We start from the raw sequence: 25,385 nt of genomic DNA, 5'->3' as shown, positions 1-25,385 counted from the left end.
TGTCTGTACTCAGCGTGGTGTATCGGTGCGGCCATCGACCGATACGCATACCGTCCACCGTCGAATTCTCATTACCGTCACCTCTTCGCAGACGCGCGGGGGTCGCAGGAGGCACCGTGCTCACCGCGTTCGCCCGAGCGTTCAAGACGCCCGACCTGCGCAAGAAGCTGCTGTTCACACTCGCCATCATCGTGATCTACCGGCTCGGAACGCACATCCCGATCCCCGGGGTCAGCTACACGAACGTCCAGCAGTGTCTTGACCAGACGAAGACCAACCAGGGTCTCTTCGGTCTGGTCAACATGTTCAGTGGTGGCGCACTGTTGCAGATCACCATCTTCGCGCTCGGCATCATGCCGTACATCACGGCGAGCATCATCCTTCAGCTGCTGACCGTGGTGATCCCGCGGCTGGAAGCCCTGAAGAAGGAGGGGCAGTCCGGTCAGGCGAAGGTCACGCAGTACACGCGTTATCTGACCGTGGCGCTCGCGGTCCTGCAGGGCACCGGTCTGGTGGCGACCGCCCGGACCGGCGCGCTCTTCGGCAGCTGCCCCGTGGCCAACCAGATCGTGCCCGACCAGTCGATCTTCACCACCGTCACCATGGTGATCTGCATGGTCGCCGGCACCTGCATGGTCATGTGGCTCGGCGAGCTCGTCACCGACCGCGGCATCGGCAACGGAATGTCGATCCTGATGTTCGTCTCGATCGCGGCCGGCTTCCCCGGCGCGCTGTGGGCCGTCAAGCAGCAGGGCAAGCTGGCGGGCGGCTGGATCGAGTTCGGTGCGGTGATCCTGGTGGGTCTGGCCATGGTCGGCCTCGTCGTCTTCGTGGAGCAGGCCCAGCGCCGCATCCCCGTTCAGTACGCGAAGCGCATGATCGGCCGGAAGTCCTACGGGGGTACGTCCACTTACATCCCGCTCAAGGTGAACCAGGCCGGTGTGATCCCGGTCATCTTCGCTTCTTCGCTGCTCTACATCCCTGGCCTCATCGTGCAGTTCAGCGGTTCGACCGCCGGCTGGGCGACCTGGGTCAAGGACAACCTGGTCAAGGGCGACCACCCTGCTTACATCATCACGTACTTCCTGTTGATCGTGTTCTTCGCCTTCTTCTATGTGGCGATCTCGTTCAACCCCGAGGAAGTCGCGGACAACATGAAGAAGTATGGTGGCTTCATCCCGGGCATCCGGGCTGGCCGACCGACCGCTGAGTACCTGAGTTACGTGCTCAACCGGATCACCTGGCCGGGGTCGCTGTATCTGGGTGTGATCGCTCTCGTCCCAACGATGGCGTTGGTGGGCTTCGGCGCGAACCAGAACTTCCCGTTCGGCGGGACGAGCATCCTCATCATCGTGGGTGTGGGTCTGGAGACCGTGAAGCAGATCGAGAGCCAGCTCCAGCAGCGTAATTACGAAGGGTTCCTCCGCTGATGCGTATCGTCCTCGTCGGACCGCCCGGGGCGGGCAAGGGAACGCAGGCCGCGTACCTTGCCAAGGACCTGGTGATCCCGCACATCTCCACGGGCGACCTCTTCCGTGCCAATATCAGTCAGGGCACGGAGCTGGGCAAGCAGGCCAAGGCGCTGATGGACGCCGGCGAGCTGGTTCCGGACGAGGTCACCATCGGGATGGCGCAGGACCGGATGTCACAGCCCGACGCCGAGGGCGGTTTCCTCCTCGACGGTTTCCCGCGCAATGTCGCCCAGGCCCAGGCACTCGACGAGTGGCTGAGCGCCGAGGGACAGAAGCTGGACGCGGTGCTGGACCTCGAGGTCCCCGAGGACGAGGTCGTGAAGCGGATCGCCGGCCGGCGTATCTGCCGCAACGACTCGAGCCATGTGTTCCACGTCGAGTACAGCCGCCCGAAGCACGAGGGCGTCTGCGACATCTGCGGCGGCGAGCTCTACCAGCGCGGTGACGACACCGAGGCGACGGTGCGTACCCGGCTGGAGGTCTACCACACGCAGACCGAGCCGATCATCGACCACTACAAGGCCCAGGGCCTGGTGTCGACGATCTCCGCGCTCGGCAAGGTCACCGAGGTGACCGCGAGGGCGATGGAGGCCCTGCAGACCGACAAGGTCTGACAGGCAGTACGTGTACGCACGGCCGCGGTGTCCCCAGGACGCCGCGGCCGTACTGTTGAGCAGATAGACGCCGGTTCGATGCGGAAGGCAATTTCGATGGTGGAGATCAAGACTCCCGAGCAGATCGCGAAGATGCGTGAGGCGGGGCTGGTCGTCGCCGCGATCCACGCCGCGACCCGTGAGGCCGCGGTACCCGGGGCCACCACGCACGACCTGGACCAGGTGGCCCGCAAGGTGCTCGCCGACCACAACGCGAAGCCGAACTTCCTCGGCTACGGCGGTTTCCCCGCCACCATCTGCACGTCCGTGAACGAGGTCGTGGTCCACGGCATCCCGGACGAGAAGACCGTCCTCAAGGACGGCGACATCATCTCGATCGACTGCGGCGCGATCATCGACGGCTGGCACGGCGACGCCGCCTACACCGCGTTCGTCGGCACCGGGCACGCTCCCGAGCTGGTCGAGCTCTCCCGGGTGACCGAGGAGTCGATGTGGGCCGGGATCGCCGCGATGAAGAAGGGCGGCAGGCTCGCCGAGGTGTCGAAGGCGATCGAGGGCTACATCCGCCGCCAGCCCCGCCCGTCCTCCGGCAAGTACGGGATCATCGAGGACTACGGCGGCCACGGCATCGGCTCCGAGATGCACATGGACCCGCATCTGCTGAACTACGTCGACAAGCGCCGCCTCATCGGCCGGCACAACCCGAAGCTGGTCCCCGGTTTCTGCCTGGCGATCGAGCCGATGGTCTCGCTCGGCACGCCCCGTACCCAGGTGCTGGAGGACGACTGGACGGTCATCACGACCGACGGGACCTGGTCCTCGCACTGGGAGCACTCGATCGCGCTGACCGACGAGGGGCTGATCGTGCTGACGGCGCCGGACGGCGGCAAGGCGAAGCTGGCGGAGCTGGGTGTGACCACGGCTCCCGACCCGCTCGGCTGACCGTGCGCGGCTGAGCGCGCGGGCGCGTGCGGCCGGGTGGCTTAAGGATCTTGACAGCAGGGCAGTCTTCCCGGATTCGTCTTTATGGATGCCCTGACGTAGACTGACTCGTCGGCTCGCGTATACCCGTATGTCTTCATGCATGTCATGTCGACATGCGCGCTGTACGGAGCCGATCAAGGTAGCCGATTCGAAGGGCGAAGCGTGGCCAAGAAGCAAGGTGCCATCGAAATCGAGGGCACCGTGATCGAGTCCCTCCCGAACGCAATGTTCAAGGTGGAACTTCAGAACGGTCACAAGGTCCTAGCGCACATCAGCGGCAAGATGCGGATGCACTACATCCGTATCCTCCCGGATGACCGGGTCGTCGTGGAGCTGTCTCCGTACGACCTGACGCGTGGTCGGATCGTCTACCGCTACAAGTAGATCTTGCCCGCACCCCGCTTCACGGCGCGGTGGTGGCACCGACCCGGAGAACCTGACATCCCATGAAGGTCAAGCCGAGCGTCAAGAAGATCTGCGACAAGTGCAAGGTGATCCGCCGTCACGGTCGGGTCATGGTCATCTGCGACAACCTGCGCCACAAGCAGCGCCAGGGCTGACGCACGACCTGCACCTCGCAGTTCTTCGCGCGACGCACGTAAATACGTACATACGCAGGGCCCGCCCAGCTGACACAGCGGGCGACACCTCCGGCGGGGGCCGGGGACCCGGAATGGTGCCTACGCAACGTAGGCACTTTCGTCTGGGAGAGGCTCTGCGGAAGACCCCCGATATCAACAGGAGCCATTGAATGGCACGCGTTTCAGGTGTTGACATCCCGCGCGAAAAGCGCGTGGAGGTTGCCCTCACCTACGTCTTCGGCATCGGGCGCACCCGGTCCAAGGAGGCCCTGGCCGCCACCGGTGTTGACCCCAACACCCGCGTTCGTGATCTGGCCGAAGAGGACCTGGTCAAGATCCGCGAGTACGTGGACGCCAACCTCCGCACCGAGGGTGACCTCCGCCGCGAGATCCAGGCCGACATCCGCCGCAAGGTCGAGATCGGCTGCTACCAGGGTCTGCGTCACCGTCGTGGGCTTCCGGTCCACGGCCAGCGCACCAGCACGAACGCTCGTACCCGCAAGGGCCCGCGTCGCGCGATCGCCGGTAAGAAGAAGCCGGGCAAGAAGTAGTCCTCAGCTAGGGACGCTGTTCAGCGGTCTTCGCTGTAGGACCGATCACCTCCACTCCACCGGGAGTAAGACATGCCTCCTAAGGGCCGTCAGGGTGCTACCAAGAAGGTGCGCCGCAAGGAAAAGAAGAACGTCGCTCACGGGCATGCCCACATCAAGAGCACGTTCAACAACACGATCGTCTCGATCACGGACCCCTCGGGCAACGTGATCTCCTGGGCCTCCGCCGGCCACGTCGGCTTCAAGGGCTCGCGCAAGTCCACCCCCTTCGCCGCGCAGATGGCCGCTGAGTCGGCCGCCCGTCGCGCGCAGGAGCACGGCATGCGCAAGGTCGACGTCTTTGTGAAGGGTCCCGGCTCCGGCCGCGAGACCGCGATCCGCTCCCTCCAGGCCACCGGCCTCGAGGTCGGTTCGATCCAGGACGTCACCCCCACCCCGCACAACGGCTGCCGCCCCCCGAAGCGGCGTCGCGTCTGACGCTCCGGCGTCGGACTGTTCCACAGGGTCATGCGGGCGGTACGGCCTCTTTTCGGCGTACCGCCCGTACCCTTGTAGGACTCGTACTCTTGTAGTACGTGTGCGGCACGCGCTTCGTGTGCCTGCGCAGCACCACCGCAGGACCGCTTCACCGCAAGACTGCTTCACAGCAAAACATTGGGGGCGTCAAATAGTGGGCGCCCACGACTGAAGGATCACCGCATGCTTATCGCTCAGCGTCCGTCGCTGACCGAAGAGGTCGTCGACGAGTACCGCTCGCGGTTCGTGATCGAGCCGCTGGAGCCCGGTTTCGGCTACACCCTCGGCAACTCGCTCCGCCGCACGCTCCTCTCCTCGATCCCCGGCGCCGCTGTCACCAGCATCCGCGTCGACGGTGTCCTGCACGAGTTCACCACCGTGCCGGGCGTCAAGGAGGACGTGACCGACCTCATCCTCAACATCAAGCAGCTGGTCGTCTCCTCGGAGCACGACGAGCCGGTCGTGATGTACCTGCGCAAGCAGGGCCCCGGCCTGGTCACCGCTGCTGACATCGCCCCGCCGGCCGGTGTCGAGGTGCACAACCCCGACCTGGTCCTCGCCACGCTGAACGGCAAGGGCAAGCTGGAGATGGAGCTGACCGTCGAGCGCGGTCGCGGCTACGTCTCCGCCGTGCAGAACAAGCAGCTGGGCCAGGAGATCGGCCGCATCCCGGTCGACTCCATCTACTCCCCGGTGCTGAAGGTCACGTACAAGGTCGAGGCGACCCGTGTCGAGCAGCGCACCGACTTCGACAAGCTGATCGTCGACGTCGAGACCAAGCAGGCCATGCGTCCCCGTGACGCCATGGCGTCGGCCGGTAAGACCCTGGTCGAGCTGTTCGGTCTGGCCCGCGAGCTCAACATCGACGCCGAGGGCATCGACATGGGCCCGTCGCCGACGGACGCCGCGCTCGCCGCCGATCTGGCCCTGCCGATCGAGGAGCTGGAGCTCACCGTCCGCTCGTACAACTGCCTCAAGCGCGAGGGCATCCACTCCGTGGGTGAGCTCGTGGCGCGGTCCGAGGCCGACCTGCTCGACATCCGCAACTTCGGTGCGAAGTCGATCGACGAGGTCAAGGCGAAGCTGGCCGGTATGGGCCTCGCGCTGAAGGACTCGCCTCCCGGCTTCGACCCGACCGCCGCCGCCGACGCCTTCGGCGCCGACGACGACGCGGACGCCGGTTTCGTGGAGACCGAGCAGTACTGATTCGCCTCCGGCCGGGGCCCCGGGAAATTCCGGGGCCCCGGCCGTGGACTTCCGGCGGGCAGCAGCCCGCCGGTTACTGACACCGGTACCTGATACGGCCGGTGCAGATCACAAGGAGAAACACCATGCCGAAGCCTGCCAAGGGTGCCCGTCTGGGCGGCAGCGCCGCGCACGAGCGTCTGCTTCTCGCGAACCTCGCGAAGTCGCTGTTCGAGCACGGCCGCATCACCACGACCGAGGCCAAGGCTCGCCGCCTGCGTCCGGTCGCGGAGCGTTTCATCACCAAGGCGAAGAAGGGCGACATCCACAACCGTCGCCTCGTGCTGAAGTCGATCACGGACAAGGGTGTGGTCCACACGCTCTTCACCGAGATCGCCCCCCGGTACGAGAACCGCCCCGGTGGTTACACCCGCATCACCAAGATCGGCAACCGTCGTGGCGACAACGCCCCGATGGCGGTCATCGAGCTGGTCGAGGCGCTGACCGTGGCCCAGGAGGCCACCGGTGAGGCCGAGGCCGCGACCAAGCGTGCCGCCAAGGACGCTGCCCCGAAGACCGAGGCCCCGGCCGAGGTCGTCGAGGACGCCAAGCCGGTCGAGGCGGAGTCCAAGGACGCCTGACCCCTTCGAGGGCAGTGTTCCGAAGACAGAAGACAGCTGAACGGGCTCGTATCTCCCTCCGGGGCGGTGCGGGTCCGTTCTGCTTGTGGCAGGTGCGGACGGTGTGCGGTGGGGTGCTTCAGGCTGAGAGGATGCGCTGGTGAGTGATGAGGTGGAGCCCGGTTCGGTACGGGTGCGGCTGGACCTTGCGTACGACGGCAGGGACTTCTCCGGCTGGGCGAAGCAGAACGAACGGCGCACGGTGCAGGGCGAGTTGGAGTCGGCCATCCGTACGGTGACCCGCTCGGCCACGACGTACGACCTGACGGTCGCCGGGCGCACCGACGCCGGGGTGCACGCCCGCGGCCAGGTCGCGCAGGTCGACCTCCCCCGTGAGGTGTGGGAGGAGCACCGGGGGATGCTGCTGCGGCGGCTGTCCGGGCGGCTTCCCCAGGACGTACGGGTGTGGCGGGTGGCCGAGGCGCCGCCGGGCTTCAACGCCCGGTTCTCGGCTATCTGGCGCCGGTACGCCTACCGCGTGAGCGACCGGCCCGGCGGCGTCGATCCGCTGCTGCGCGGGCACGTCCTCTGGCACGACCGGGGGCTGGACCTCCCGGCGATGAACGCCGCGTCGCAGGCCCTCATCGGGGAGCACGACTTCGCCGCGTTCTGCAAGAAGCGCGAGGGCGCGACCACGATCCGCACCCTCCAGCAGCTGATCTGGGAGCGCGGCACCGACGGGATCGTCACCGGGACGGTGCGGGCGGACGCCTTCTGCCACAACATGGTCCGCTCACTGGTGGGCGCGCTGCTCTCCGTCGGCGACGGGCACCGGCCGGTGGAGTGGCCGGGGAAGGTGCTCGCCGTCGCGGTGCGCGACTCCTCGGTGCGCGTGGTGCGGCCACATGGGCTGACGCTGGAGGAAGTGGGCTACCCCGCCGACGAGTTGCTCGCGGCCAGGAGCCGTGAGGCACGTAATATGCGGACCCTGCCGGGGGCCGGCTGCTGCTGAGGCCGAGGTCTGCTGGGACTGGGACCGAGGCCTGCGCCGCGCGGCCCGGTGACCCGCAGGGAAGCGCACATCGCCGACGTACGGAGATCCCATGCCCCAGCCCTCCACGACCGGGCAGCTCCCCCAGGAGTGGGGCGCACTGCCGCTGACCGTGGTGATGCCGACGTACAACGAGGCCGCCAGCCTGCCGCGCACCGCCGAGGCCGTGCTGGCCCTGCCGCTGCCCGGCCTCCAGCTGAAGGTGGTGGACGACGCCAGCCCCGACGGCACCGGCCGGCTGGCGGACGAGCTGGCCGCCCAGTACAACGCCGCCCACGACACGGTGGACGCCGTCGGGGCGCGGCCGCGGATGACCGTGCTGCACCGTACCGAGAAGGACGGCCTGGGGCGCGCCTACGCCGCCGGGATGCTGGCCGCGCTCGACGAGGGCGCCGATTACGTCGTACAGATGGACGCCGACGGCAGCCACCCCGCGCACGTCGTGCCGCAGCTGCTGGGGACCGCGCAGGCGACCGGCGCGGGCTTCGTCGTCGGCAGCCGGTACGTCGACGGCGGCTCGCTCGACGAGGACTGGGGCCTGCACCGGAAGCTGCTGTCGGGCTTCGCCAACCAGTACGCGCGCACCATCCTGGACACCCGGATCCGCGACGTCACCGCGGGGTTCAACCTGTGGCGCGCGCAGACGCTGCGCGCCGTGGACCTGACGACGCTGGGCAGCGCCGGATACAGCTTCCAGGTGGAGCTGAAGTTCCTGGCCGTGCGCCGCGGCTACAACGGTGTGGAGATTCCGATCCGCTTCGAGGAACGCACCGAAGGGGTGTCGAAGATGGACCTGGCGACGCAGATCGAGTCCGCGCTGCTGCCCCTGCGGCTGCGGCTGCGCCACCGGGGCGGCCACGGCGGCAGCGGCCGGCGCTGAGCGCGGCGGCCGGCTGGGCGCGGGGGGTTCCGCGCAGCCGTCCGTCCAGCGCGGTTCTCCGGCGCGGCGGCCTCAGCTCGCCGGAGCGGTGGCCGCCGCCGATGCCTGGGCCTGGCCGCGCGCCACGATCTGGCGGAAGGTGAACTCCGCCACGTCGTCGCCCGCCGTGAAGACGTCGGCGTCGGACTGTGTGACGTTCTTGCCGCTGGTGAAACCGCCGACCGTGAAGTAGGCGTAGCGCCCATAGGCGTTGGCGGTCCTGCGGCAGACCGAGCCGTTGCGGCAGAAGGTGGGGACACCCGCGCCGTTGAGCGAGGCGACGCCTCCCGCCGACTGCTTCATCGCCTTCCGGGCCTGCGCCTCGGTGTCGAAGACGGCGACACCGATGGTCACCGCGATGCCGCCCTTGCTGAACGTCGCCCGGATGACCTGCCCGCAGCCGTTGTTGACCAGCACGGACCCGAGCGCGCCCTGGGTGACGGACGAGCAGGCCGTGGTGCGGTGGGTGGCCGCCTTCTTGTACGTGTGGTCGCCCACCGCGATCGTCGCGCCGGGGAAGAGGGTGGCGGCGCTGAGCGGGGCCGTGTCCTTCTTCGAGCTGGAGATGAAGTCCTTGGGGTCGGGCGGCGGAGCCGGGGCCTTCGGCGTGAAGGACGGCAGGGCCTCGCCGCTCCTGCTCGGCAGCGCCTCGGGGGAGGGGAGGTTCTTGCCGGACGTGTCGGAGTTGTTGCCCGCCGCCACGACCACGGCCGCGACGAGGGCCCCCACCACGGCGGTCGCCAGTACCCCGCCGCCGATCAGCAGCAGCTTCCTGCGTTTGCCGCGTGCGGCGCTCTCGTCGGCCATCGCGGCCCAGTCGGGTGTCCCGCCGGGTGCCTGGCCGCCCGGGGCCTGCCACCGGCCGTCCCGGCCGTCGGTGTGGTTCTGCTGTGAATCCCCCGGCCCCCAGGAGGGCCCCCCTTGCCCGAAGCTCATGGCGCGCATACTAATCCGGCTTTGTGACGCCGGAGCCCTCAGGGGCGCCGGAATCCGGTTGCCTCACCGGGGTGGGCGTGGGCGACAATCCGGTGCATGGGACATCTTGAAGCGGGTCATCTTGAGTACTACTTGCCGGACGGGCGGGTGCTGCTCGGTGATGCCTCGTTCCGGGTGGGCGACGGCGCGGTCGTGGCCCTGGTCGGTGCCAACGGCGCCGGCAAGACCACCCTGCTGCGGCTGATCGCGGGGGAGATCCAGCCGCACGGCGGGACGGTCTCGGTGAGCGGCGGGCTCGGGGTGATGCGGCAGTTCGTCGGCTCGGTCCGCGACGGCCGTACGGTCCGGGACCTGCTCGTCTCGGTCGCGCAGCCGCGGATCCGGGAAGCGGCGCAGGCGGTGGACGCCGCCGAGCACCTGATCATGACGGTCGACGACGAGGCCGCGCAGATGACGTACGCGCAGGCCCTGAGCGACTGGGCCGAGGTGCAGGGGTACGAGGCCGAGACCGTATGGGACATGTGCACCATGGCCGCGCTCGGCGTTCCGTACGACAAGGCGCAGTTCCGCGAGGTGCGGACGCTCTCCGGGGGCGAGCAGAAGCGGCTTGTCCTGGAGGCGCTGCTGCGGGGGCCCGACGAGGTGCTGCTGCTGGACGAGCCGGACAACTATCTGGACGTGCCGGGCAAGCGCTGGCTGGAGGAGCGGCTGAAGGAGACCCGTAAGACGGTGCTCTTCGTCTCCCACGACCGGGAGCTGCTGTCGAGGGCCGCCGAGAAGATCGTGAGTGTGGAGCCCGGCCCGGCAGGCTCGGACGTCTGGGTGCACGGCGGCGGGTTCGACACGTACCACGCGGCCCGCAAGGAGCGCTTCGCGAGGTTCGAGGAGCTCAAGCGGCGCTGGGACGAGGAGCACGCCCGGCTGAAGGCGCTGGTGCTGCGGCTGCGGAACCAGGCGGCGATCAGCCCCGACATGGCATCGCGCTACCGGGCCATGCAGACCCGCTTCCAGAAGTTCGAGGAGGCCGGGCCGCCGCCCGAGCCGCCGCGCGAGCAGGAGATCCGGATGCGGCTGCGTGGAGGCCGTACCGGCGTACGGGCCGTGACCTGCGAGAACCTTGAGCTGACCGGCCTGATGAAGCCCTTCTCGCTGGAGATCTTCTACGGCGAGCGGGTCGCGGTGCTCGGCTCCAACGGGTCGGGCAAGTCCCACTTCCTGCGGCTGCTGGCCGGCGGCGACGTCGCCCACACCGGCCAGTGGAAGCTCGGCGCCCGTGTCGTGCCCGGCCACTTCGCCCAGACCCATGCGCACCCGGAGCTGCTGGGCCGCACGCTCGTCGACATCCTGTGGACGGAGCACGCGAAGGACCGGGGGGCGGCCATGGGCGTGCTGCGCCGTTACGAGATGGAGCGCCAGGGCGACCAGCTCTTCGAGCGGCTCTCGGGCGGCCAGCAGGCGCGCTTCCAGATCCTGCTCCTGGAGCTGGCGGGCACCACCGCGCTGCTCCTGGACGAGCCGACGGACAACCTGGACCTGGAGTCGGCCGAGGCGCTCCAGGAGGGCCTTGAGGCGTACGAGGGGACGGTGCTCGCGGTCACCCACGACCGCTGGTTCGCGAAGTCCTTCGACCGGTATCTGGTCTACGGCTCGGACGGCGTCGTACGGGAGACGTCCGAGCCGGTGTGGGACGAGCGCCGCGTGGAGCGGGTGCGGTAGGCGGGGCGGGTGCGGCGGGTGCGGCGGGTGCGGCGGGTGCGGCGGGTGCGGCGGGGGTGACGGGTGTGACGCGTGCGGTGGGTGTGAGGCGGTACGGCAGGTGTGACAGGTGCGGTGGCCGGGGCAGCCGGTCCGGTGGCCGGACTCTCGTCCGGGCCCGTGAGCCCGGGCCCGCCCCGGCTGTTTTGACCCACCCGGGGCGGCGCGGGTAGTCTCGGCGATTGTTATACGTATTGGCTTCGTCGTTCTCACGCGAAGGGCCCTTACGTAGGTTCCCTGGAGCAGTTACCAGTGGCTCGCATACGGGCAGCGTCCCCGGTATTGTGAGCCCCAGCTGCATGATCGCTTCAGGGGAGCCGTGTGTCTGGACCCCATCCACTGAAGAAGCGAAGGCTACGAAGTGCGTACGTACAGCCCCAAGCCCGGCGATGTCACTCGCCAGTGGCACATCATCGACGCGCAGGACATCGTCCTTGGCCGTCTGGCGACGACCGCCGCCACCCTCCTGCGGGGCAAGCACAAGGCGATCTACGCCCCGCACATGGACATGGGTGACTTCGTCATCATCATCAACGCCGAGAAGGTTCACCTCTCCGGCAACAAGAAGACCCAGAAGATGGCGTACCGCCACTCCGGTTACCCGGGTGGTCTGCGTTCCGTCCGCTACGACGAGCTGCTCGAGAAGAGCCCCGAGAAGGCCATCGAGAAGGCCATCAAGGGCATGATCCCCAAGAACACCCTGGGCCGTCAGGTGCTCTCGAAGCTGAAGATCTACGCGGGAGACCAGCACCCGCACGCTGCCCAGCAGCCTGTCCCGTTCGAGATCACCCAGGTCGCGCAGTAGTTCCGGCCACCCCCTAAGACGTAAAGAAAGATCTGAGGAGAATCGTGGCCGAGACCACTGCAGAGACGCCCACCGACGACGTGGCGGGCACCGAGGGCGAAGAGACCTTCGCCGAGGTGACCACCTTCGAGTCCGAGGTTCCCGTCGAGGGCGAGTACACCAGCGAGTCGCTCGCGGGCCGCTTCGGCGACCCGCAGCCGGCGGCCGGCCTGGGCCGTCGCAAGAACGCCATCGCCCGCGTCCGGATCGTTCCGGGCACCGGCAAGTGGAAGATCAACGGTCGCACCCTTGAGGACTACTTCCCCAACAAGGTGCACCAGCAGGAAGTCAACGAGCCCTTCAAGGTGCTCGAGCTCGACAACCGCTACGACGTCATCGCCCGCATCTCGGGTGGCGGCGTGTCCGGTCAGGCCGGCGCCCTGCGCCTCGGCGTGGCCCGCTCGCTGAACGAGGCGGACGTGGACAACAACCGCGCCACGCTGAAGAAGGCCGGCTTCCTCTCCCGCGACGACCGTGCGGTCGAGCGCAAGAAGGCCGGTCTCAAGAAGGCCCGTAAGGCCCCGCAGTACAGCAAGCGCTAAAGACGGCTTGCAGGGCTGCATGCACGACCCTGTTTGTACGTTCGCCCCGGCGGCACCTTTCGTGCTGCCGGGGCGTTCGTATATCAGGTCCTCCGGCGTATAACGGCACAAGACGTTCACAGCGCTCAGAGACCTGGGTATTGGGTATTCGGAATTTCTCGGAGCATCTTTCGGAGGACAGCAGTGGGACGACTCTTCGGCACGGACGGTGTGCGCGGTGTCGCCAACGTGGACCTGACGGCTGAGCTCGCGCTCGGTCTCTCGGTCGCGGCGGCGCACGTACTCGCGGAAGCGGGCACATTCGAGGGCCATCGGCCGAAAGCAGTGGTCGGACGCGATCCGCGTGCCTCCGGAGAGTTCCTGGAGGCCGCCGTCGTCGCGGGCCTCGCGAGCGCGGGCGTGGACGTCCTGCGCGTCGGTGTGCTGCCCACCCCCGCGGTGGCGTATCTCACCGGTGCGCTGGGCGCCGACTTCGGCGTGATGCTCTCCGCCAGTCACAACGCCATGCCCGACAACGGCATCAAGTTCTTCGCGCGCGGCGGCCACAAACTCGCCGACGAGCTGGAGGACCGCGTCGAGACGGTCTACGACCAGCACCGCACGGGCGAGCCGTGGGAGCGCCCGACGGGCGCGGGCGTCGGCCGGGTCCGTACGTACGACCAGGGCTTCGACCAGTACGTCGCCCATCTCATCGGCGTCCTGCCCAACCGGCTCGACGGTCTCAAGGTCGTCCTCGACGAGGCGCACGGCGCGGCGTCCCGCGTCTCGCCCGAGGCGTTCACCCGGGCCGGGGCCGAGGTCATCACCCTGGGCGCCGAGCCCGACGGGCTGAACATCAACGATGGCTGCGGGTCGACCCATCTGGCGCTGATCAAGGCCGCCGTGGTCGAACACGGCGCCGACTTCGGCATCGCGCACGACGGCGACGCCGACCGCTGCCTCGCCGTGGACGCGTCCGGCGAGGAGGTCGACGGCGACCAGATCCTCGCCGTCCTGGCCCTCGCCATGCGCGAGGCGGGCACGCTGCGCGGGAACACCGTGGTGGGCACCGTGATGTCCAACCTCGGGTTCAAGATGGCCATGGAGCGCGAGGGCATCGAACTGGTCCAGACGGCGGTCGGTGACCGCTACGTCCTGGAGTCGATGAAGGAGCACGGCTACGCGCTGGGTGGCGAGCAGTCCGGGCATGTCATCGTGCTCGACCACGCGACGACCGGCGACGGCACCCTCACCGGACTTATGCTGGCCGCCCGGGTCGCGGCCACCGGCCGGACGCTGGCCGAGCTGGCGGGTGTGATGGTGCGGCTGCCGCAGGTCCTGGTCAACGTGCCGGACGTGGACAGGTCGCGGGTCGCCACATCGGCCGAGCTGAGGGCGGCGGTGACCGAGGCCGAGCGTGAACTGGGCTCGACGGGCCGCGTACTGCTGCGCCCCTCCGGTACGGAGCCGCTGGTGCGGGTCATGGTCGAGGCCGCGGACATCGACCAGGCGAAAGCGGTGGCGGCACGGCTGGCCGACGTGGTGAAGTCCGCGCTGGGTTAGGCCCTTTCGAGGTCCTGGGCGGCCTCGGCTCCCGGCGCGCCGTTCCCGCACGTACTGCACCGTTCCCGCACGCACGCACGCACGCACGCACCCACACCCGCCCGCACTGCTGCCGGCGGGTGTGGTGCGTCGGGCGTGTGGGTGCGGTCAGCACATGGGTGCGTAGGACATGTGGGTGCACAGGGCATGTGGGGTGCGTAGGGCATGTGGGCGTTGCGCGAGGCAGTTGGCTGTGCGGCTGCCAGGGCCCGGCCGGTTCAGTGCGTGCGGCGGCGGCGTACCGACAGCAGGGCCTTCTGTGCCAGCAGGGTCAGCGTGCCCGCGAGCACGATTCCGCCGAGGTTGGCGAGCAGCTGGCTGACAGAACCCCAAGTCTGGCTGTAGTCACCGTAGTTGAACGCCACCGCCGCATTGGCCGCGGCCGGTACCGTCGTCACGGAGATGGCCACACCGATCAGCGCCCCGGACTTCGCCGAGGTGAGCGAGAGCGTCCCCGCGATGCCCGCGAGGAACGCCACCACGAAGGACATCCAGTCCGGCTGCCAGATGAACGCCGTGTTGGGCCGGGCCGCTTCGATCATGTGCATGGTGAAGAGCCCGAAGGCGTTCATCATCCAGGCGAACCCGGCCGTCAGCACCATCGCGCTGGCGAACCCCCCGATCAGCGCCCACAGCGACCGCCCCACCAGGCGCGGAGCCCGCTGCACGAGCGCCGTCGAGATCCCCGCCAGCGGCCCGAAATCGGGTCCGACCGCCATCGCGCCCACGATCAGGATCGCGTTGTCGAGCATCACACCGCAGGCGGCCAGCATCGTCGCGACGGCCATGAACGCCACATAGGTGACGCTGAACGTGGACTCCTCGTCGGTCGCCTGCGTCAGCTCCTCCCACAGCACCGCGTCCGAGCCCTCACCGGGCGCATCGGCCTCGGCCTTGTCGGCGTACGCGGAGAGCGTCAGGTCCGTGTTCTCGACAGCGATCGAACCGGTCCGGTCGATACCGAGCCCGCGCAGCGCGCCGATCAGATCGTCGCCCGCCTCGCGCGCCACATCGCACAGCACCACATCGCCCTGCGGATCGCGGGCCGCGCCGGGCATCACGACGAGGTGTGCGGTGCCCACGGTGCGGCCTATGAGGTGCAGGACCTCGTCCGTACGGTCGGCGGGCACGATCAGGCGCAGATGCAGCACGCGGGCACTCCCGGAAGGTCAGAGTTTGCGCAGCGAGAGACGCTGGACCTTGTGGTCCGGGCCCTTGCGCACGACGAGGGTGGCGCGGCTGCGTGTCGGTGCCACATTCTCCACCAGGTTCGGCTTGTTGATGGTCCGCCACATGGTGCGCGCGTACTCCAGCGCCTCGTCCTCGGAGACCTGGGTGTACTTCCTGAAGTACGAGGACGGGTCCTGGAACGCGGTCGCGCGCAGCTTCCTGAACCTGTTGAGATACCAGCTCTCGATGTCATCGGCGCGCGCGTCCACGTACACGGAGAAGTCGAAGTAGTCGGCGAGACCGATCCGGGTGCGGCCGTCGCTTCCGGGGAGCGCGGGCTGCAGCACGTTGAGCCCCTCCACGATGAGGATGTCCGGGCGGCGTACGGTCAGCCGCTCGCCCGGCACGATGTCGTAGATCAGGTGCGAGTAGACCGGGGCGGTGACCTCGCCCCTGCCGGACTTCACGTCCGCGACGAACCGGGTGAGGGCGCGGCGGTCGTACGACTCGGGGAACCCCTTGCGGCCCAGGAGCCCGCGCCGCTTCAACTCCTCCATCGGGTACAGGAACCCGTCGGTGGTGACCAGTTCGACGCGCGGGTGCTCGGGCCAGCGGGCGAGCAGCGCCTGGAGGAGGCGGGCGACGGTGGACTTGCCCACGGCGACGCTCCCGGCGACCCCTATGACGAAGGGGGTGCCGTGCTGGGTGCCGTGGCCGTTGCCCGCGTCGCCCAGGAAGGTGTTGAGCGCCCCGCGCAGCCCGTCCGACGCCTGGACGTAAAGGTTGAGCAGCCGGGACAGCGGGAGGTAGATGTCCCGTACCTCGTCGAGGTCTATGACGTCCCCGAGCCCGCGGAGCCGTTCGACCTCCTCGGCGGTGAGCGGCAGCGGCGTCTTCTCCCGCAGCGCACTCCACTCGGTACGGGTGAGGTCGACGTAGGGAGTCGCCTCCGGCCTGGGCCGGTGGGCGCTCCGCGGCGGCGGGGAGACCGGAGAGATCACCTGTTCATTGTGGCGGCTGTGCGACGCGGGTGGCGGGTGGGGTGCGTCACTCGGGGTCCGGCTGTGGCGGTCTGTGGCGGTTGGGATGGGGGCGCTGGGGAGGGGGGAAGCTCGGGGCCCGGGGGCTGCGGTGTCCCGGGGGCTGCGGCAATCGGGATTGCGGCACTGGGGACTGCGGCACTCGGGACTGCGGCACTCGGGACTGCGGTGTCCCGGACGGCCGACCGCTGCGGGCTCTCCGGGTGGCTCCGCCGTAGGCTGCCGGGATGTGCGGAATCGTGGGGTACGTCGGCGGGCAGTCGGCGCTGGATGTTGTCATCGCGGGTCTCAAGAGGCTGGAGTACCGGGGCTACGACTCGGCCGGCGTGGCGGTGCTCGCCGATGGCGGGCTGGCGGCCGCGAAGAAGGCCGGGAAGCTCGCCAATCTGGAGAAGGAGCTGGTCGAGAGGCCTTTGCCGGCCGGAGCGACGGGGATCGGGCACACCCGCTGGGCCACGCACGGGGCGCCCAACGACGAGAACGCGCACCCGCATCTGGACAATGCGGGCCGGGTCGCCGTCGTCCACAACGGGATCATCGAGAACTTCGCCGCCCTCCGTGACGAACTGGCCGGACGCGGGCATGACTTGGCGTCCGAGACCGACACGGAGGTCACAGCGCATCTGCTGGCCGAGGCGTACTCCTCGTGCGGGGACCTGGCCGAGGCGATGCGGCAGGTGTGCCGCAGGCTGGACGGGGCGTTCACGCTGGTCGCGGTGCATGCCGACGAACCGGATGTGGTGGTCGGTGCGCGGCGGAACTCACCGCTGGTGGTGGGCGTTGGAGAGGGTGAGGCCTTCCTCGCGTCGGACGTGGCCGCGTTCATCGCCCACACGCGGTCCGCGATCGAGCTGGGGCAGGACCAGGTGGTGGAGCTCCGCCGGGACGGCGTGCTCGTCACCGACTTCGACGGGGCACCGGCCGACGTCCGTTCGTACCACGTCGACTGGGACGCCTCGGCGGCGGAAAAGGGGGGTTATGACTACTTCATGCTCAAGGAGATCGCCGAGCAGCCGAAGGCTGTCGCCGACACTCTGCTGGGGCGTATCGATACCGGCGGGCTGCTGACGCTCGACGAGGTACGGATTCCGGCCGCGGTGCTGCGCGAGGTCAACAAGGTCGTCATCGTCGCCTGCGGTACCGCTTTCCACGCGGGGATGATCGCCAAGTACGCCATCGAGCACTGGACCCGGATTCCCTGCGAGACCGAGCTCGCCAGCGAGTTCCGCTACCGGGATCCGATCCTCGACCAGCAGACGCTGGTGATCGCCATCTCGCAGTCCGGCGAGACCATGGACACCCTGATGGCGCTGCGCCATGCCCGCGAGCAGGGCGCGAAGGTGCTGGCCATCTGCAACACCAACGGTTCGACCATTCCACGGGAATCGGACGCCGTGCTCTATACGCACGCCGGACCCGAGGTGGCGGTCGCGTCGACCAAGGCCTTTCTGACGCAGCTGGTGGCCTGCTATCTGGTCGCGCTCTATCTGGGGCAGGTGCGCGGGACGAAGTGGGCGGACGAGATCCGGGCCGTCATCCGGGAGCTGTCCGAGATCTCCTGCCAGGTCGAGCGGGTGCTGGAAACCATGGAGCCGGTGCGGGAGTTGGCGCGGTCGCTGTCCGGCAAGGACACCGTGCTGTTCCTCGGCAGGCACGTCGGGTATCCGGTCGCGCTGGAGGGCGCGCTCAAGCTGAAGGAACTCGCCTATATGCACGCGGAGGGATTCGCGGCGGGCGAGCTCAAGCACGGTCCCATCGCGCTGATCGAGGAGGATCTGCCGGTGGTCGTCGTCGTGCCCTCGCCGCGCGGGCGGTCGGTGCTGCACGGGAAGATGGTGTCGAACATCCAGGAGATCCGGGCACGCGGTGCGCGGACCATCGTCATCGCGGAGGAGGGGGACGAGGCAGTCGTGCCGTACGCCGACCATCTGATCCGCATCCCGGCCACGCCCACCCTGCTGCAGCCTCTGGTCGCGGCCGTCCCGCTCCAGGTCTTCGCCTGTGAACTGGCGACCGCGCGGGGCAACGAGGTCGACCAGCCGCGCAACCTCGCGAAGTCGGTGACGGTGGAGTGACGGTGGGTGCTGGAGTGACTGGGGGTGGTGCGGTGACTGGGGGTGCTGGAGTGACTGGGGGCGGTGCGGTGACTGGGGGTGCTGGAGTGACCGTGGGAGCGGGGGCCGGCCTGAGCAGGCCGTACAGCCGCAGTCTCACGGAGCGGGGGGCGGCCGGGTGATTGTCGGAGTGGGGATCGACGTCGCGGAGATCGAACGGTTCGCCGCGGCGCTGGAGCGGACCCCCGAGATGGCCCAACGGCTCTTCCTGCCTGACGAGTTGCGGCTTCCGGGCGGTGAGCGGCGGGGCATCGCGTCGCTGGCCGCCCGGTTCGCGGCCAAGGAGGCGCTGGCCAAGGCGCTCGGCGCACCCGGTGGGCTGCGCTGGACCGACGCTGAGGTGTTCGTGGAGGACGGCGGCCGGCCCCGGCTGCGGGTGACCGGCACGGTGGCGGCGCGCGCCGCCGAACTGGGCGTGCAGTCGTGGCATGTCTCACTCAGTCATGACGCGGGGGTGGCCTCGGCCGTCGTGATCGCTGAGGGGTGATCGCTGCGAGGTGAGGGCGAGGGTTGGTTGCTGGTTGCTGGTTGCTGGTTGCTGGGTTGGTCGGGCTGAGGCCGGGGTGGCCTGGCGGGTGGCTCCGGGCGCAGCGGCCGGGTGAGGTCGGCGTGGCGTGGGTCGCGGGCGGTTGAGAGCGGCGGGGCGACAGTGGAGGGTTGAGGCATGCGTACTGCTTACAGCGTGGAGACCGTACGGACCGCCGAGCGCGAACTGATGGCCAGGCTGCCGGAGGGCGCCCTCATGCAGCGGGCCGCCGCCGGGCTCGCCGCGGCCTGCGCGGATCTGCTGGGGAAGGTGTACGGCGCCCGGGTCGTGCTGCTCGTCGGGAGCGGGGACAACGGGGGAGACGCCCTGTACGCGGGCGCCCGCCTGGCCCGGCGCGGCGCGGGGGTGGCGGCGGTGCTGCTGGCCCCCGACCGGGCCCATCAGGGCGGCCTGCGGGCGCTGCTCGCGGCCGGCGGGCGGGTCGACGACGTGTCGGTGGTCGGCCGGGCCGACCTGGTGGTCGACGGGATCACCGGTATCGGCGGCCGGGGCGGCCTGCGACCCGATGCGGTGGCCGCCCTCTGGGCGGTGTCCGACGCGGTGCCGGTGGTCTCCGTGGACCTGCCGAGCGGGGTGTCCGCGGACACGGGCGAGGTCGTCGGCGAGGCCGTACGGGCGGACGCGACTGTGACGTTCGGCGCGTACAAGCCTGCGCTGCTCATCGATCCGGCCGCCGAGTACGCGGGGGCCCTGCGGCTCGTGGACATCGGGCTCGACCTGCCCGTCGTACCGGATCTGGAGTCGCTCCAGTACGCGGACGTGGCGGAACTGCTGCCGATGCCCTCGGCGGAGAGCGACAAGTACCGGCGGGGCGTCGTCGGCATCGTCGCCGGATCCGCGCGTTATCCGGGAGCGGCCGTGCTGGCCGTGGCGGGCGCGCTGCGGGGCGGGGCCGGGGCGGTGCGGTACGTCGGGCCTGCCGCCGACGCGGTGATCGCACGGTTCCCGGAGACCCTGGTGCACGCCGGGCCGCCGGCGAAGGCGGGACGCGTCCAGGCGTGGGTCGTGGGCCCCGGCCTCGGGGACGACAGGTCGGTGGTCGACGACGTACTGGCCTCCGACGTGCCGGTACTGGTGGACGCGGACGGGCTCCGGCTGCTGGACGCGTCGGCCGTACAGGCCCGGACGGCGCCGACCCTGCTCACCCCGCACGCGGGCGAGGCGGCTGCGCTGCTCGACGTGTCACGCGAGGAGATCGAGGGGGCGCGGCTCGCGTCAGTACGGGCGCTGGCTTCGCGTTACGGAGCGACCGTCCTGCTCAAGGGCTCGACCACCCTCGTCGCGGCCCCTTCGGGTGACACACCGGTCCGGGTGAACCCGACCGGTACCCCCTGGCTGGCCACGGCGGGCAGCGGCGACGTCCTGTCGGGCCTGGCGGGCTCACTGCTGGCGGCCGGACTCGACGCCAGGGACGCGGGCTCCGTCGCGGCCTATCTGCACGGCCTGGCGGCCCGTCGGGCTTCCGGCGGGGCCGCTGTGGTCGCCCAGGACGTGGCGGACGGGATCGCGGCGGCCTGGCGGGACGTCTGCGGGTGAGTCCGCGGGAGAGTCTGTGGATGAGCCCGCGGGTGAATCCGCGGATGAGGGGAGCCGGGCTGTCCGTCCCGGCCCGTCCCTTCCCCTGCAGCCCCCTGGCTTTCCTTCCTGGCTTCCCTTCCTGTCCCGGCCCGGGCGGCATGGACGCCGCGGGGCGGGTGCCCGCGCTCTTGAGCGGGAAGGGGAGGAGTCCGCTCTGAGAGACTGGGGCGCGATGACGGGGACAGACAGATGACTGAGGCACGTAGATGACCGGGACTCGCAGTGACGGGACTCGTGGTGACGGGACTCGTAGTAACGGGACTCGCAGTGACGGGACTCGTAGTGACGGGACTCGCAGTGAGCGGGGCACCGAGACGGCCGGGGCATGCGGTGACCGGGGCACCGGAGCGTCCGGGGGACTCATGCGAGCGCGCGCGGAGATCGACCTCGGCGCGCTGCGCGCCAATGTGCGCGCGCTGCGCGCCCGTGCGCCTCGTGCCCAGCTCATGGCTGTGGTCAAGGCGGATGCGTACGGCCACGGCATGCTGCCCTGCGCCAGGGCAGCACTTGAGGCCGGAGCCGACTGGCTCGGTACCGCGACCCCGCAAGAGGCTCTCGCACTGCGCGCCGCGGGTATCGGGGCCCGGCTGCTCTGCTGGCTGTGGACGCCCGGCGGGCCGTGGCGGGAGGCGATCGAGGCCGATATCGACGTGTCCGTGGGCGGTATGTGGGCGCTCGACGAGGTACTGGACGCGGCGCGGGCAAGCGGCCGTACGGCCCGTATCCAGCTCAAGGCCGACACCGGTCTCGGGCGCGGCGGCTGCCAGCCCGCCGACTGGCCCGAACTCGTCGGCGCCGCGGTCGCAGCCGAGGCCGGCGGGCTGGCCGATGTCACCGGGATCTGGTCGCACTTCGCGTGCGCCGACGAGCCCGGCCATCCGTCCATCGCCGGGCAGCAGGACCGCTTCGACGAGGCCATCGCGTACGCCGAGAAGGCAGGGCTCAGCCCCGAGGTCCGGCACATCGCCAACTCGCCTGCGGTGCTGACGCTGCCCGGGACGCAGTACGACCTGATCCGTCCGGGCGTCGCGGTCTACGGCATCTCGCCCGTACCGCAGGTCGGCACCGCCGCCGACTTCGGTCTCCGCCCCGTCATGACGCTCAGCGCCCGCCTGGGCCTGGTCAAACACGTACCGGCGGGGCACGGCGTCAGCTATGGCCACCACTACGTCACCCCGTCCGAGACCACACTCGGCCTGGTCCCCCTCGGGTACGCGGACGGTGTCCCGCGCCACGCTTCGGGTAAGGGGCCTGTGCTGGTCGGCGGGAGACTGCGGCGGGTCGCGGGCCGGATCGCCATGGACCAGTTCGTCGTGGACCTGGAGGGGGACGAACTCCTTCCGGGTGCGGAGGCGGTGCTGTTCGGGCCGGGCGACCGGGGCGAGCCGACCGCCGAGGACTGGGCCCGGGCGGCGGACACGATCGCGTACGAGATCGTCACCCGCATCGGGTCGCGAGTGGACCGTGTGTACGTGAACGAGGAACCGGACGAGCAGCAATCGACCAGCAGTGAGCCGAACGTTCAGTGACCCGGACGTTCAGCGACTCGGACGTTCAGCGACTCGGACATTCAGTAGCCGGGACATTCAGTAACCGGGACGTTCAGCAACCGGACAGGCAGCAGCCGGACGACCAGTAGGAGAGCGGCACGGTGAGCGAGAGCACCAGCGCGAATGTGGCCCAGGCCGTGGCGGGCGCCAACTGGCGCAGGGCCGGTGGCTTCGCCGGCGCCGCGATCGGTGTGCTCGCGGCCGGTGCGGCGGCGGGCGTGGCGGTCGAGCGGCTGACGGTTGGCCGCGGCATGCGCAAGAAGGCGCGGCTCGCCCTCGACGCATCGGGCCCGTACGGCTCACTGCGGGGCATGCCGGGCCGGGCGGCCGCCGATGACGGGACCGGGATCTACTACGAGGTCGACGAGGTCGATGCCTACCCGCCGGGGCAGCTCAGCGGCGTGCGGGCCTCGGGTGCCGACGGGGAGCCGGGGAGACCTGGGGCCGCTGGGACGGCCGGTGCGTCAGGGGCAGCAGGGGCACCAGGGGCGGCGGGGACCGGCAGGGCGGCCGGGGCGCGTAAGCGGCGGCTGTCCGGGCGCAGGGCCGCTGAGCCAGTCACGGTCGTCTTCTCGCACGGCTACTGCCTCAGCCAGGACTCCTGGCACTTCCAGCGTGCGGCGCTGCGCGGCGTCGTCCGGACCGTTCACTGGGACCAGCGCAGCCACGGCCGCTCGGAGCGCGGCAGGGCGCAGGCCGACGGCGTACCGCTCACCATCGACCAGCTCGGCCGCGATCTGAAGGCAGTCATCGACGCGGCAGCGCCGGAGGGGCCTCTGGTGCTGGTGGGGCATTCGATGGGCGGCATGACGATGATGGCGTTCGGCGACCAGTTCCCCGAACTGGTCAGAGACCGGGTCGTCGGCGCCGCGTTCGTCGGCACCTCCTGCGGGAAGCTCGGCGAGGTCAGTTTCGGGCTGCCGGTGGCGGGCGTGAACGCGGTGCGGCGCGTGCTTCCCGGCGTACTGAAGGCCCTCGGGTCCCAGACGGAGCTGGTGGAGCGGGGACGGCGGGCCACGGCGGACCTGTTCGCCGGGCTGATCAAGCGGTACTCGTTCGGTTCGAAGGACGTCGACCCCGGCGTGGCCCGGTTCGCGGAGCGGCTGATCGAGGGGACAGCGATCGACGTGGTCGCGGAGTTCTATCCGGCCTTCACCGACCACGACAAGGCGGACGCGCTGGCCGAGGTCTTCGCCGAGGTGCCCGCACTCGTCCTGGCCGGGGAGAACGACCTGGTGACACCGAGTGCGCACAGCCAGATCATCGCCGATCTGCTGCCGGCGGCCGAGCTGGTCATCGTTCCCGACGCCGGGCACCTGGTCATGCTCGAACATCCGGAGACCGTGACCGGCCGGCTGACCGAACTGCTGGCGAGGGCGGGTGCGGTACCGGCAGACGCTAACGTTGGCCTGTATGGAAGCCCCGCACAGCCCGGCAGCTGACACGGCCGCCGCATTTGCCACCCGTCTGACCATCGACTCCCCCGACCGTATGCAGGAGTTGGGCCGTCGCCTCGCCGTACTGCTGCGCCCCGGCGATCTGGTGATGCTCTCCGGTGAACTCGGCGCGGGCAAGACCACCCTCACCCGCGGCCTGGGCGAGGGCCTCGGCGTGCGTGGGGCGGTCACGTCCCCGACCTTCGTCATCGCCCGCGTCCATCCGCCGCTGGGCGACGGTCCCGCGCTGGTGCATGTGGACGCGTACCGCCTGGGCGGTGGGCTCGACGAGATGGAGGACCTCGATCTGGACGTCTCGCTGCCCGACTCGGTGATCGTCGTCGAGTGGGGGGACGGGAAGGTCGAGGACCTGTCGGACGACCGGCTCCGGGTGGTCATCGAGCGGGGTGTGGGCGACACGGGCGACGAGCGCCGCGTGGTGACGGTCAGCGGGTTCGGAGCGCGCTGGGCGGCAGAAGAACAGCGCACGGGCCTCGACGGGCTTCGGGCGCTGGGGGAGGCCTGAGGGGGCTTCCGGCTTGCGGGGCGCTTCCGGCCTGAGACGGCTCCAGGGCTTGAGGAGGGTTCGTTCGGTGGAGGTTTCGGACGGGCCCGGGGGGTTTCCCGGAAGGGCTGAGGCTTCGGGATGCCTTGAGAGATCCGGAGGAGTAGGGCCTTTGCCACTCGTGGCCGCCTGAGCCGGTTCGCATACGCATCCGACGCATCCGGAAATTCACCCGGTACTTTCCGACAAGCCGTCGGCAAGGTGTTGCACAGATCCCACCGGGCGTGGTCACATGGATACCAAGACCTGGTTAGGTCTACCTAACCATGCCTGACCGAGGAGGCAGCCATGTCCGCGTCGGAGACCGAAGCGCAGTCGCCGTCCCCCATGTCGATGCGCGATCTGCTCGCCTCCTGCGAGGCGGCGAACGCCGTGTCCACACCACCGCGTGCCCCCGCGCCGGAGCCCGCTGCCGTCACCGGGAAGCCTGAGGAAAAGCGCGACGCCGCGTAATCCGTACGGGTTACGGCTCGGTCGTCAGCAGCCGGGCGCACGGGAGGCTGCGCGGGGCGTACGAGGCATGCTGCGGGGCTGCCGGGTTCCGAGAGCGAGTCGCAGGGACCGTGAGTCGTACGGCGGACCGTGACGCGAGCCGTATGGAAGGCCGCGCGAGCCGTACGAGCCTCTGCGTGAGCCAGTCAGGAGCTGCGGGCGGCTACGGCACGACGACGATCTTCGTGCCGTATGTCGCGAGCGGCCACATCGCGTCGCCGTCCGCGCGCTTCATCCGGATTCCGCCGGTCTTCTGCTGGGGGTCGGGGCTGGACATCGAGTTGTTCGTGGCGGCGCTGAACCCGACCGTCACCCCGTTGACGCTCGCGAACCGCACCACGTGCTCGATCGGCACCCCGTCGGAGCCCATCGTGCTGCCTGTGCGCGAAGTCACCTGGTACGTCCCCGGCCGCGGATTCACCACGCTCGGCATGACCTCGAAGGTCCGCACGCCGACCCCGGTGTCGCTCACCAGCCAGACCCGCTTCGCTTTGAGGGAGTACACGACGCGGGAGCCCGCACCCGAGCGCGGCGGCACCGCGTGGCTGTTCTGCTTTCCCGGCTTTGTCGGGGCGCCCGACGGGTTGGCCGAGGCGGATGCCGAGGACGAGGGCTTGGGGGCCGCGAGGTTGGCGGGGGCGTTCGCCGACGCCTGGTAAGCGAGGAAGCCGACCACGGCAAGCGCTGCCCCGGTGAGCCCGGCCACGATTCCCGAGCTGCTCCTTGACACCTGAGGCTCCCC

The 25,385-nt window shown here is 69.7% G+C and carries 26 protein-coding genes; 22 read left to right on the top strand and 4 right to left on the bottom strand.

Annotation, left to right across the window (positions count from 1 at the left end):
• Window positions 1-116: 116 nt before the first annotated feature.
• The 11 genes from secY to OG210_RS10465 all read left to right on the top strand — a co-directional run bounded on the left by secY (window position 117) and on the right by OG210_RS10465 (window position 8,454).
• On the top strand, window positions 117-1,430 hold the full coding sequence (secY, locus tag OG210_RS10515; protein WP_328330190.1) for a preprotein translocase subunit SecY: 1,314 nt from the start codon (window positions 117-119) through the stop codon (window positions 1,428-1,430).
• Window positions 1,430-2,086: an adenylate kinase gene (locus OG210_RS10510; RefSeq protein ID WP_328330193.1), complete on the top strand. Its 657-nt coding sequence runs from the start codon at window positions 1,430-1,432 to the stop codon at window positions 2,084-2,086. Before secY ends, OG210_RS10510 begins: the two co-directional genes overlap by 1 nt.
• Window positions 2,087-2,182: 96 nt before the next feature.
• A complete protein-coding gene (gene map / locus OG210_RS10505) occupies window positions 2,183-3,028 on the top strand; it encodes a type I methionyl aminopeptidase (RefSeq protein ID WP_328335573.1) in 846 nt (281 codons plus the stop codon).
• Window positions 3,029-3,232: 204 nt separating this feature from the next.
• The gene (infA, locus tag OG210_RS10500; RefSeq protein ID WP_003956442.1) at window positions 3,233-3,454 is read left to right on the top strand and encodes a translation initiation factor IF-1; all 222 of its coding nucleotides are present in this window, start codon (window positions 3,233-3,235) and stop codon (window positions 3,452-3,454) included.
• A gap of 62 nt (window positions 3,455-3,516) precedes the next feature.
• Window positions 3,517-3,630 carry a 50S ribosomal protein L36 gene (gene rpmJ, locus OG210_RS10495; RefSeq protein ID WP_003956441.1) on the top strand — a complete coding sequence of 38 codons (114 nt, stop codon included), beginning with the start codon at window positions 3,517-3,519 and terminating at the stop codon, window positions 3,628-3,630.
• A 191-nt stretch (window positions 3,631-3,821) separates the two neighbouring features.
• A complete protein-coding gene (rpsM, locus tag OG210_RS10490; RefSeq protein ID WP_164264459.1) occupies window positions 3,822-4,202 on the top strand; it encodes a 30S ribosomal protein S13 in 381 nt (126 codons plus the stop codon).
• Between the two features lie 72 nt (window positions 4,203-4,274).
• Window positions 4,275-4,679: a 30S ribosomal protein S11 gene (gene rpsK / locus OG210_RS10485; protein WP_125496499.1), complete on the top strand. Its 405-nt coding sequence runs from the start codon at window positions 4,275-4,277 to the stop codon at window positions 4,677-4,679.
• A gap of 222 nt (window positions 4,680-4,901) precedes the next feature.
• Window positions 4,902-5,924, top strand: a complete 1,023-nt coding sequence (locus tag OG210_RS10480; RefSeq protein WP_164264460.1) for a DNA-directed RNA polymerase subunit alpha — start codon at window positions 4,902-4,904, stop codon at window positions 5,922-5,924.
• Between the two features lie 125 nt (window positions 5,925-6,049).
• Window positions 6,050-6,544, top strand: coding sequence for a 50S ribosomal protein L17 (gene rplQ / locus OG210_RS10475; RefSeq protein WP_328330195.1), 495 nt, complete (start codon window positions 6,050-6,052; stop codon window positions 6,542-6,544).
• 139 nt (window positions 6,545-6,683) lie between these two features.
• Window positions 6,684-7,535, top strand: a complete 852-nt coding sequence (truA, locus tag OG210_RS10470) for a tRNA pseudouridine(38-40) synthase TruA (RefSeq protein WP_328330197.1) — start codon at window positions 6,684-6,686, stop codon at window positions 7,533-7,535.
• A gap of 91 nt (window positions 7,536-7,626) precedes the next feature.
• Entirely contained in the window at window positions 7,627-8,454 is an 828-nt protein-coding gene (locus OG210_RS10465) for a polyprenol monophosphomannose synthase (protein WP_328330199.1), read from the top strand.
• A gap of 72 nt (window positions 8,455-8,526) precedes the next feature.
• On the opposite strand, the gene OG210_RS10460 is transcribed toward OG210_RS10465, so the two are convergent.
• Window positions 8,527-9,429 (bottom strand): hypothetical protein, encoded by a 903-nt coding sequence (locus OG210_RS10460; RefSeq protein ID WP_328330201.1) that lies wholly within the window; start codon window positions 9,427-9,429, stop codon window positions 8,527-8,529.
• A gap of 96 nt (window positions 9,430-9,525) precedes the next feature.
• On the opposite strand from OG210_RS10460, the gene OG210_RS10455 reads away from it, so the two are divergent.
• The 4 genes from OG210_RS10455 to glmM all read left to right on the top strand — a co-directional run bounded on the left by OG210_RS10455 (window position 9,526) and on the right by glmM (window position 14,112).
• Window positions 9,526-11,145 (top strand): ATP-binding cassette domain-containing protein, encoded by a 1,620-nt coding sequence (locus tag OG210_RS10455; protein ID WP_328330203.1) that lies wholly within the window; start codon window positions 9,526-9,528, stop codon window positions 11,143-11,145.
• 400 nt (window positions 11,146-11,545) lie between these two features.
• Window positions 11,546-11,989: a 50S ribosomal protein L13 gene (gene rplM / locus OG210_RS10450; protein WP_250299329.1), complete on the top strand. Its 444-nt coding sequence runs from the start codon at window positions 11,546-11,548 to the stop codon at window positions 11,987-11,989.
• A 44-nt stretch (window positions 11,990-12,033) separates the two neighbouring features.
• On the top strand, window positions 12,034-12,570 hold the full coding sequence (rpsI, locus tag OG210_RS10445; RefSeq protein WP_371535952.1) for a 30S ribosomal protein S9: 537 nt from the start codon (window positions 12,034-12,036) through the stop codon (window positions 12,568-12,570).
• A gap of 183 nt (window positions 12,571-12,753) precedes the next feature.
• On the top strand, window positions 12,754-14,112 hold the full coding sequence (gene glmM, locus OG210_RS10440; RefSeq protein WP_328330205.1) for a phosphoglucosamine mutase: 1,359 nt from the start codon (window positions 12,754-12,756) through the stop codon (window positions 14,110-14,112).
• Window positions 14,113-14,369: 257 nt separating this feature from the next.
• On the opposite strand, the gene OG210_RS10435 is transcribed toward glmM, so the two are convergent.
• Together OG210_RS10435 and coaA are read right to left on the bottom strand one after the other, a co-directional pair.
• The gene (locus OG210_RS10435) at window positions 14,370-15,302 is read right to left on the bottom strand and encodes a DUF389 domain-containing protein (protein WP_371535949.1); all 933 of its coding nucleotides are present in this window, start codon (window positions 15,300-15,302) and stop codon (window positions 14,370-14,372) included.
• A gap of 18 nt (window positions 15,303-15,320) precedes the next feature.
• Complete coding sequence (gene coaA, locus OG210_RS10430; protein ID WP_328330209.1) at window positions 15,321-16,322, bottom strand: type I pantothenate kinase; 1,002 nt, start codon at window positions 16,320-16,322, stop codon at window positions 15,321-15,323.
• A 266-nt stretch (window positions 16,323-16,588) separates the two neighbouring features.
• On the opposite strand from coaA, the gene glmS reads away from it, so the two are divergent.
• The 7 genes from glmS to OG210_RS10395 all read left to right on the top strand — a co-directional run bounded on the left by glmS (window position 16,589) and on the right by OG210_RS10395 (window position 24,604).
• The gene (glmS, locus tag OG210_RS10425) at window positions 16,589-18,436 is read left to right on the top strand and encodes a glutamine--fructose-6-phosphate transaminase (isomerizing) (RefSeq protein WP_371535947.1); all 1,848 of its coding nucleotides are present in this window, start codon (window positions 16,589-16,591) and stop codon (window positions 18,434-18,436) included.
• A 157-nt stretch (window positions 18,437-18,593) separates the two neighbouring features.
• A complete protein-coding gene (locus OG210_RS10420) occupies window positions 18,594-18,962 on the top strand; it encodes a holo-ACP synthase (protein WP_266854231.1) in 369 nt (122 codons plus the stop codon).
• Between the two features lie 177 nt (window positions 18,963-19,139).
• The gene (locus OG210_RS10415; RefSeq protein ID WP_328330214.1) at window positions 19,140-20,558 is read left to right on the top strand and encodes an NAD(P)H-hydrate dehydratase; all 1,419 of its coding nucleotides are present in this window, start codon (window positions 19,140-19,142) and stop codon (window positions 20,556-20,558) included.
• A 404-nt stretch (window positions 20,559-20,962) separates the two neighbouring features.
• Window positions 20,963-22,129 carry an alanine racemase gene (gene alr, locus OG210_RS10410; RefSeq protein ID WP_328330216.1) on the top strand — a complete coding sequence of 389 codons (1,167 nt, stop codon included), beginning with the start codon at window positions 20,963-20,965 and terminating at the stop codon, window positions 22,127-22,129.
• Window positions 22,130-22,251: 122 nt separating this feature from the next.
• Window positions 22,252-23,592, top strand: a complete 1,341-nt coding sequence (locus tag OG210_RS10405; protein WP_328330218.1) for an alpha/beta hydrolase — start codon at window positions 22,252-22,254, stop codon at window positions 23,590-23,592.
• Window positions 23,564-24,112, top strand: coding sequence for a tRNA (adenosine(37)-N6)-threonylcarbamoyltransferase complex ATPase subunit type 1 TsaE (gene tsaE / locus OG210_RS10400; protein ID WP_328330220.1), 549 nt, complete (start codon window positions 23,564-23,566; stop codon window positions 24,110-24,112). Before OG210_RS10405 ends, tsaE begins: the two co-directional genes overlap by 29 nt.
• A gap of 327 nt (window positions 24,113-24,439) precedes the next feature.
• The gene (locus OG210_RS10395; protein ID WP_328330222.1) at window positions 24,440-24,604 is read left to right on the top strand and encodes a hypothetical protein; all 165 of its coding nucleotides are present in this window, start codon (window positions 24,440-24,442) and stop codon (window positions 24,602-24,604) included.
• 202 nt (window positions 24,605-24,806) lie between these two features.
• On the opposite strand, the gene OG210_RS10390 is transcribed toward OG210_RS10395, so the two are convergent.
• Entirely contained in the window at window positions 24,807-25,373 is a 567-nt protein-coding gene (locus OG210_RS10390; RefSeq protein WP_328330224.1) for a hypothetical protein, read from the bottom strand.
• Window positions 25,374-25,385: the final 12 nt, after the last annotated feature.

Source organism: Streptomyces sp. NBC_00466 (assembly GCF_041433995.1).
In the GTDB taxonomy this organism is placed as follows: domain Bacteria; phylum Actinomycetota; class Actinomycetes; order Streptomycetales; family Streptomycetaceae; genus Streptomyces.
Note: the sequence above shows the minus strand (reverse complement) of the source record. Positions and strands in the feature narration are given on the sequence as shown.

What these genes read in the sequence shown, in the direction of transcription:
- OG210_RS10510 (WP_328330193.1), top strand. Translation starts at nt 1,430, where the DNA reads ATGCGTATCGTCCTCGTCGGACCGCCCGGGGCGGGCAAGGGAACGCAG.
- map (WP_328335573.1), top strand. Translation starts at nt 2,183, where the DNA reads ATGGTGGAGATCAAGACTCCCGAGCAGATCGCGAAGATGCGTGAGGCG.
- rpmJ (WP_003956441.1), top strand. Translation starts at nt 3,517, where the DNA reads ATGAAGGTCAAGCCGAGCGTCAAGAAGATCTGCGACAAGTGCAAGGTG.
- rpsM (WP_164264459.1), top strand. Translation starts at nt 3,822, where the DNA reads ATGGCACGCGTTTCAGGTGTTGACATCCCGCGCGAAAAGCGCGTGGAG.
- rpsK (WP_125496499.1), top strand. Translation starts at nt 4,275, where the DNA reads ATGCCTCCTAAGGGCCGTCAGGGTGCTACCAAGAAGGTGCGCCGCAAG.
- OG210_RS10480 (WP_164264460.1), top strand. Translation starts at nt 4,902, where the DNA reads ATGCTTATCGCTCAGCGTCCGTCGCTGACCGAAGAGGTCGTCGACGAG.
- rplQ (WP_328330195.1), top strand. Translation starts at nt 6,050, where the DNA reads ATGCCGAAGCCTGCCAAGGGTGCCCGTCTGGGCGGCAGCGCCGCGCAC.
- OG210_RS10465 (WP_328330199.1), top strand. Translation starts at nt 7,627, where the DNA reads ATGCCCCAGCCCTCCACGACCGGGCAGCTCCCCCAGGAGTGGGGCGCA.
- OG210_RS10460 (WP_328330201.1), bottom strand. Translation starts at nt 9,429, where the DNA reads ATGAGCTTCGGGCAAGGGGGGCCCTCCTGGGGGCCGGGGGATTCACAG.
- OG210_RS10455 (WP_328330203.1), top strand. Translation starts at nt 9,526, where the DNA reads ATGGGACATCTTGAAGCGGGTCATCTTGAGTACTACTTGCCGGACGGG.
- glmS (WP_371535947.1), top strand. Translation starts at nt 16,589, where the DNA reads ATGTGCGGAATCGTGGGGTACGTCGGCGGGCAGTCGGCGCTGGATGTT.
- OG210_RS10415 (WP_328330214.1), top strand. Translation starts at nt 19,140, where the DNA reads ATGCGTACTGCTTACAGCGTGGAGACCGTACGGACCGCCGAGCGCGAA.
- alr (WP_328330216.1), top strand. Translation starts at nt 20,963, where the DNA reads ATGCGAGCGCGCGCGGAGATCGACCTCGGCGCGCTGCGCGCCAATGTG.
- tsaE (WP_328330220.1), top strand. Translation starts at nt 23,564, where the DNA reads ATGGAAGCCCCGCACAGCCCGGCAGCTGACACGGCCGCCGCATTTGCC.
- OG210_RS10395 (WP_328330222.1), top strand. Translation starts at nt 24,440, where the DNA reads ATGTCCGCGTCGGAGACCGAAGCGCAGTCGCCGTCCCCCATGTCGATG.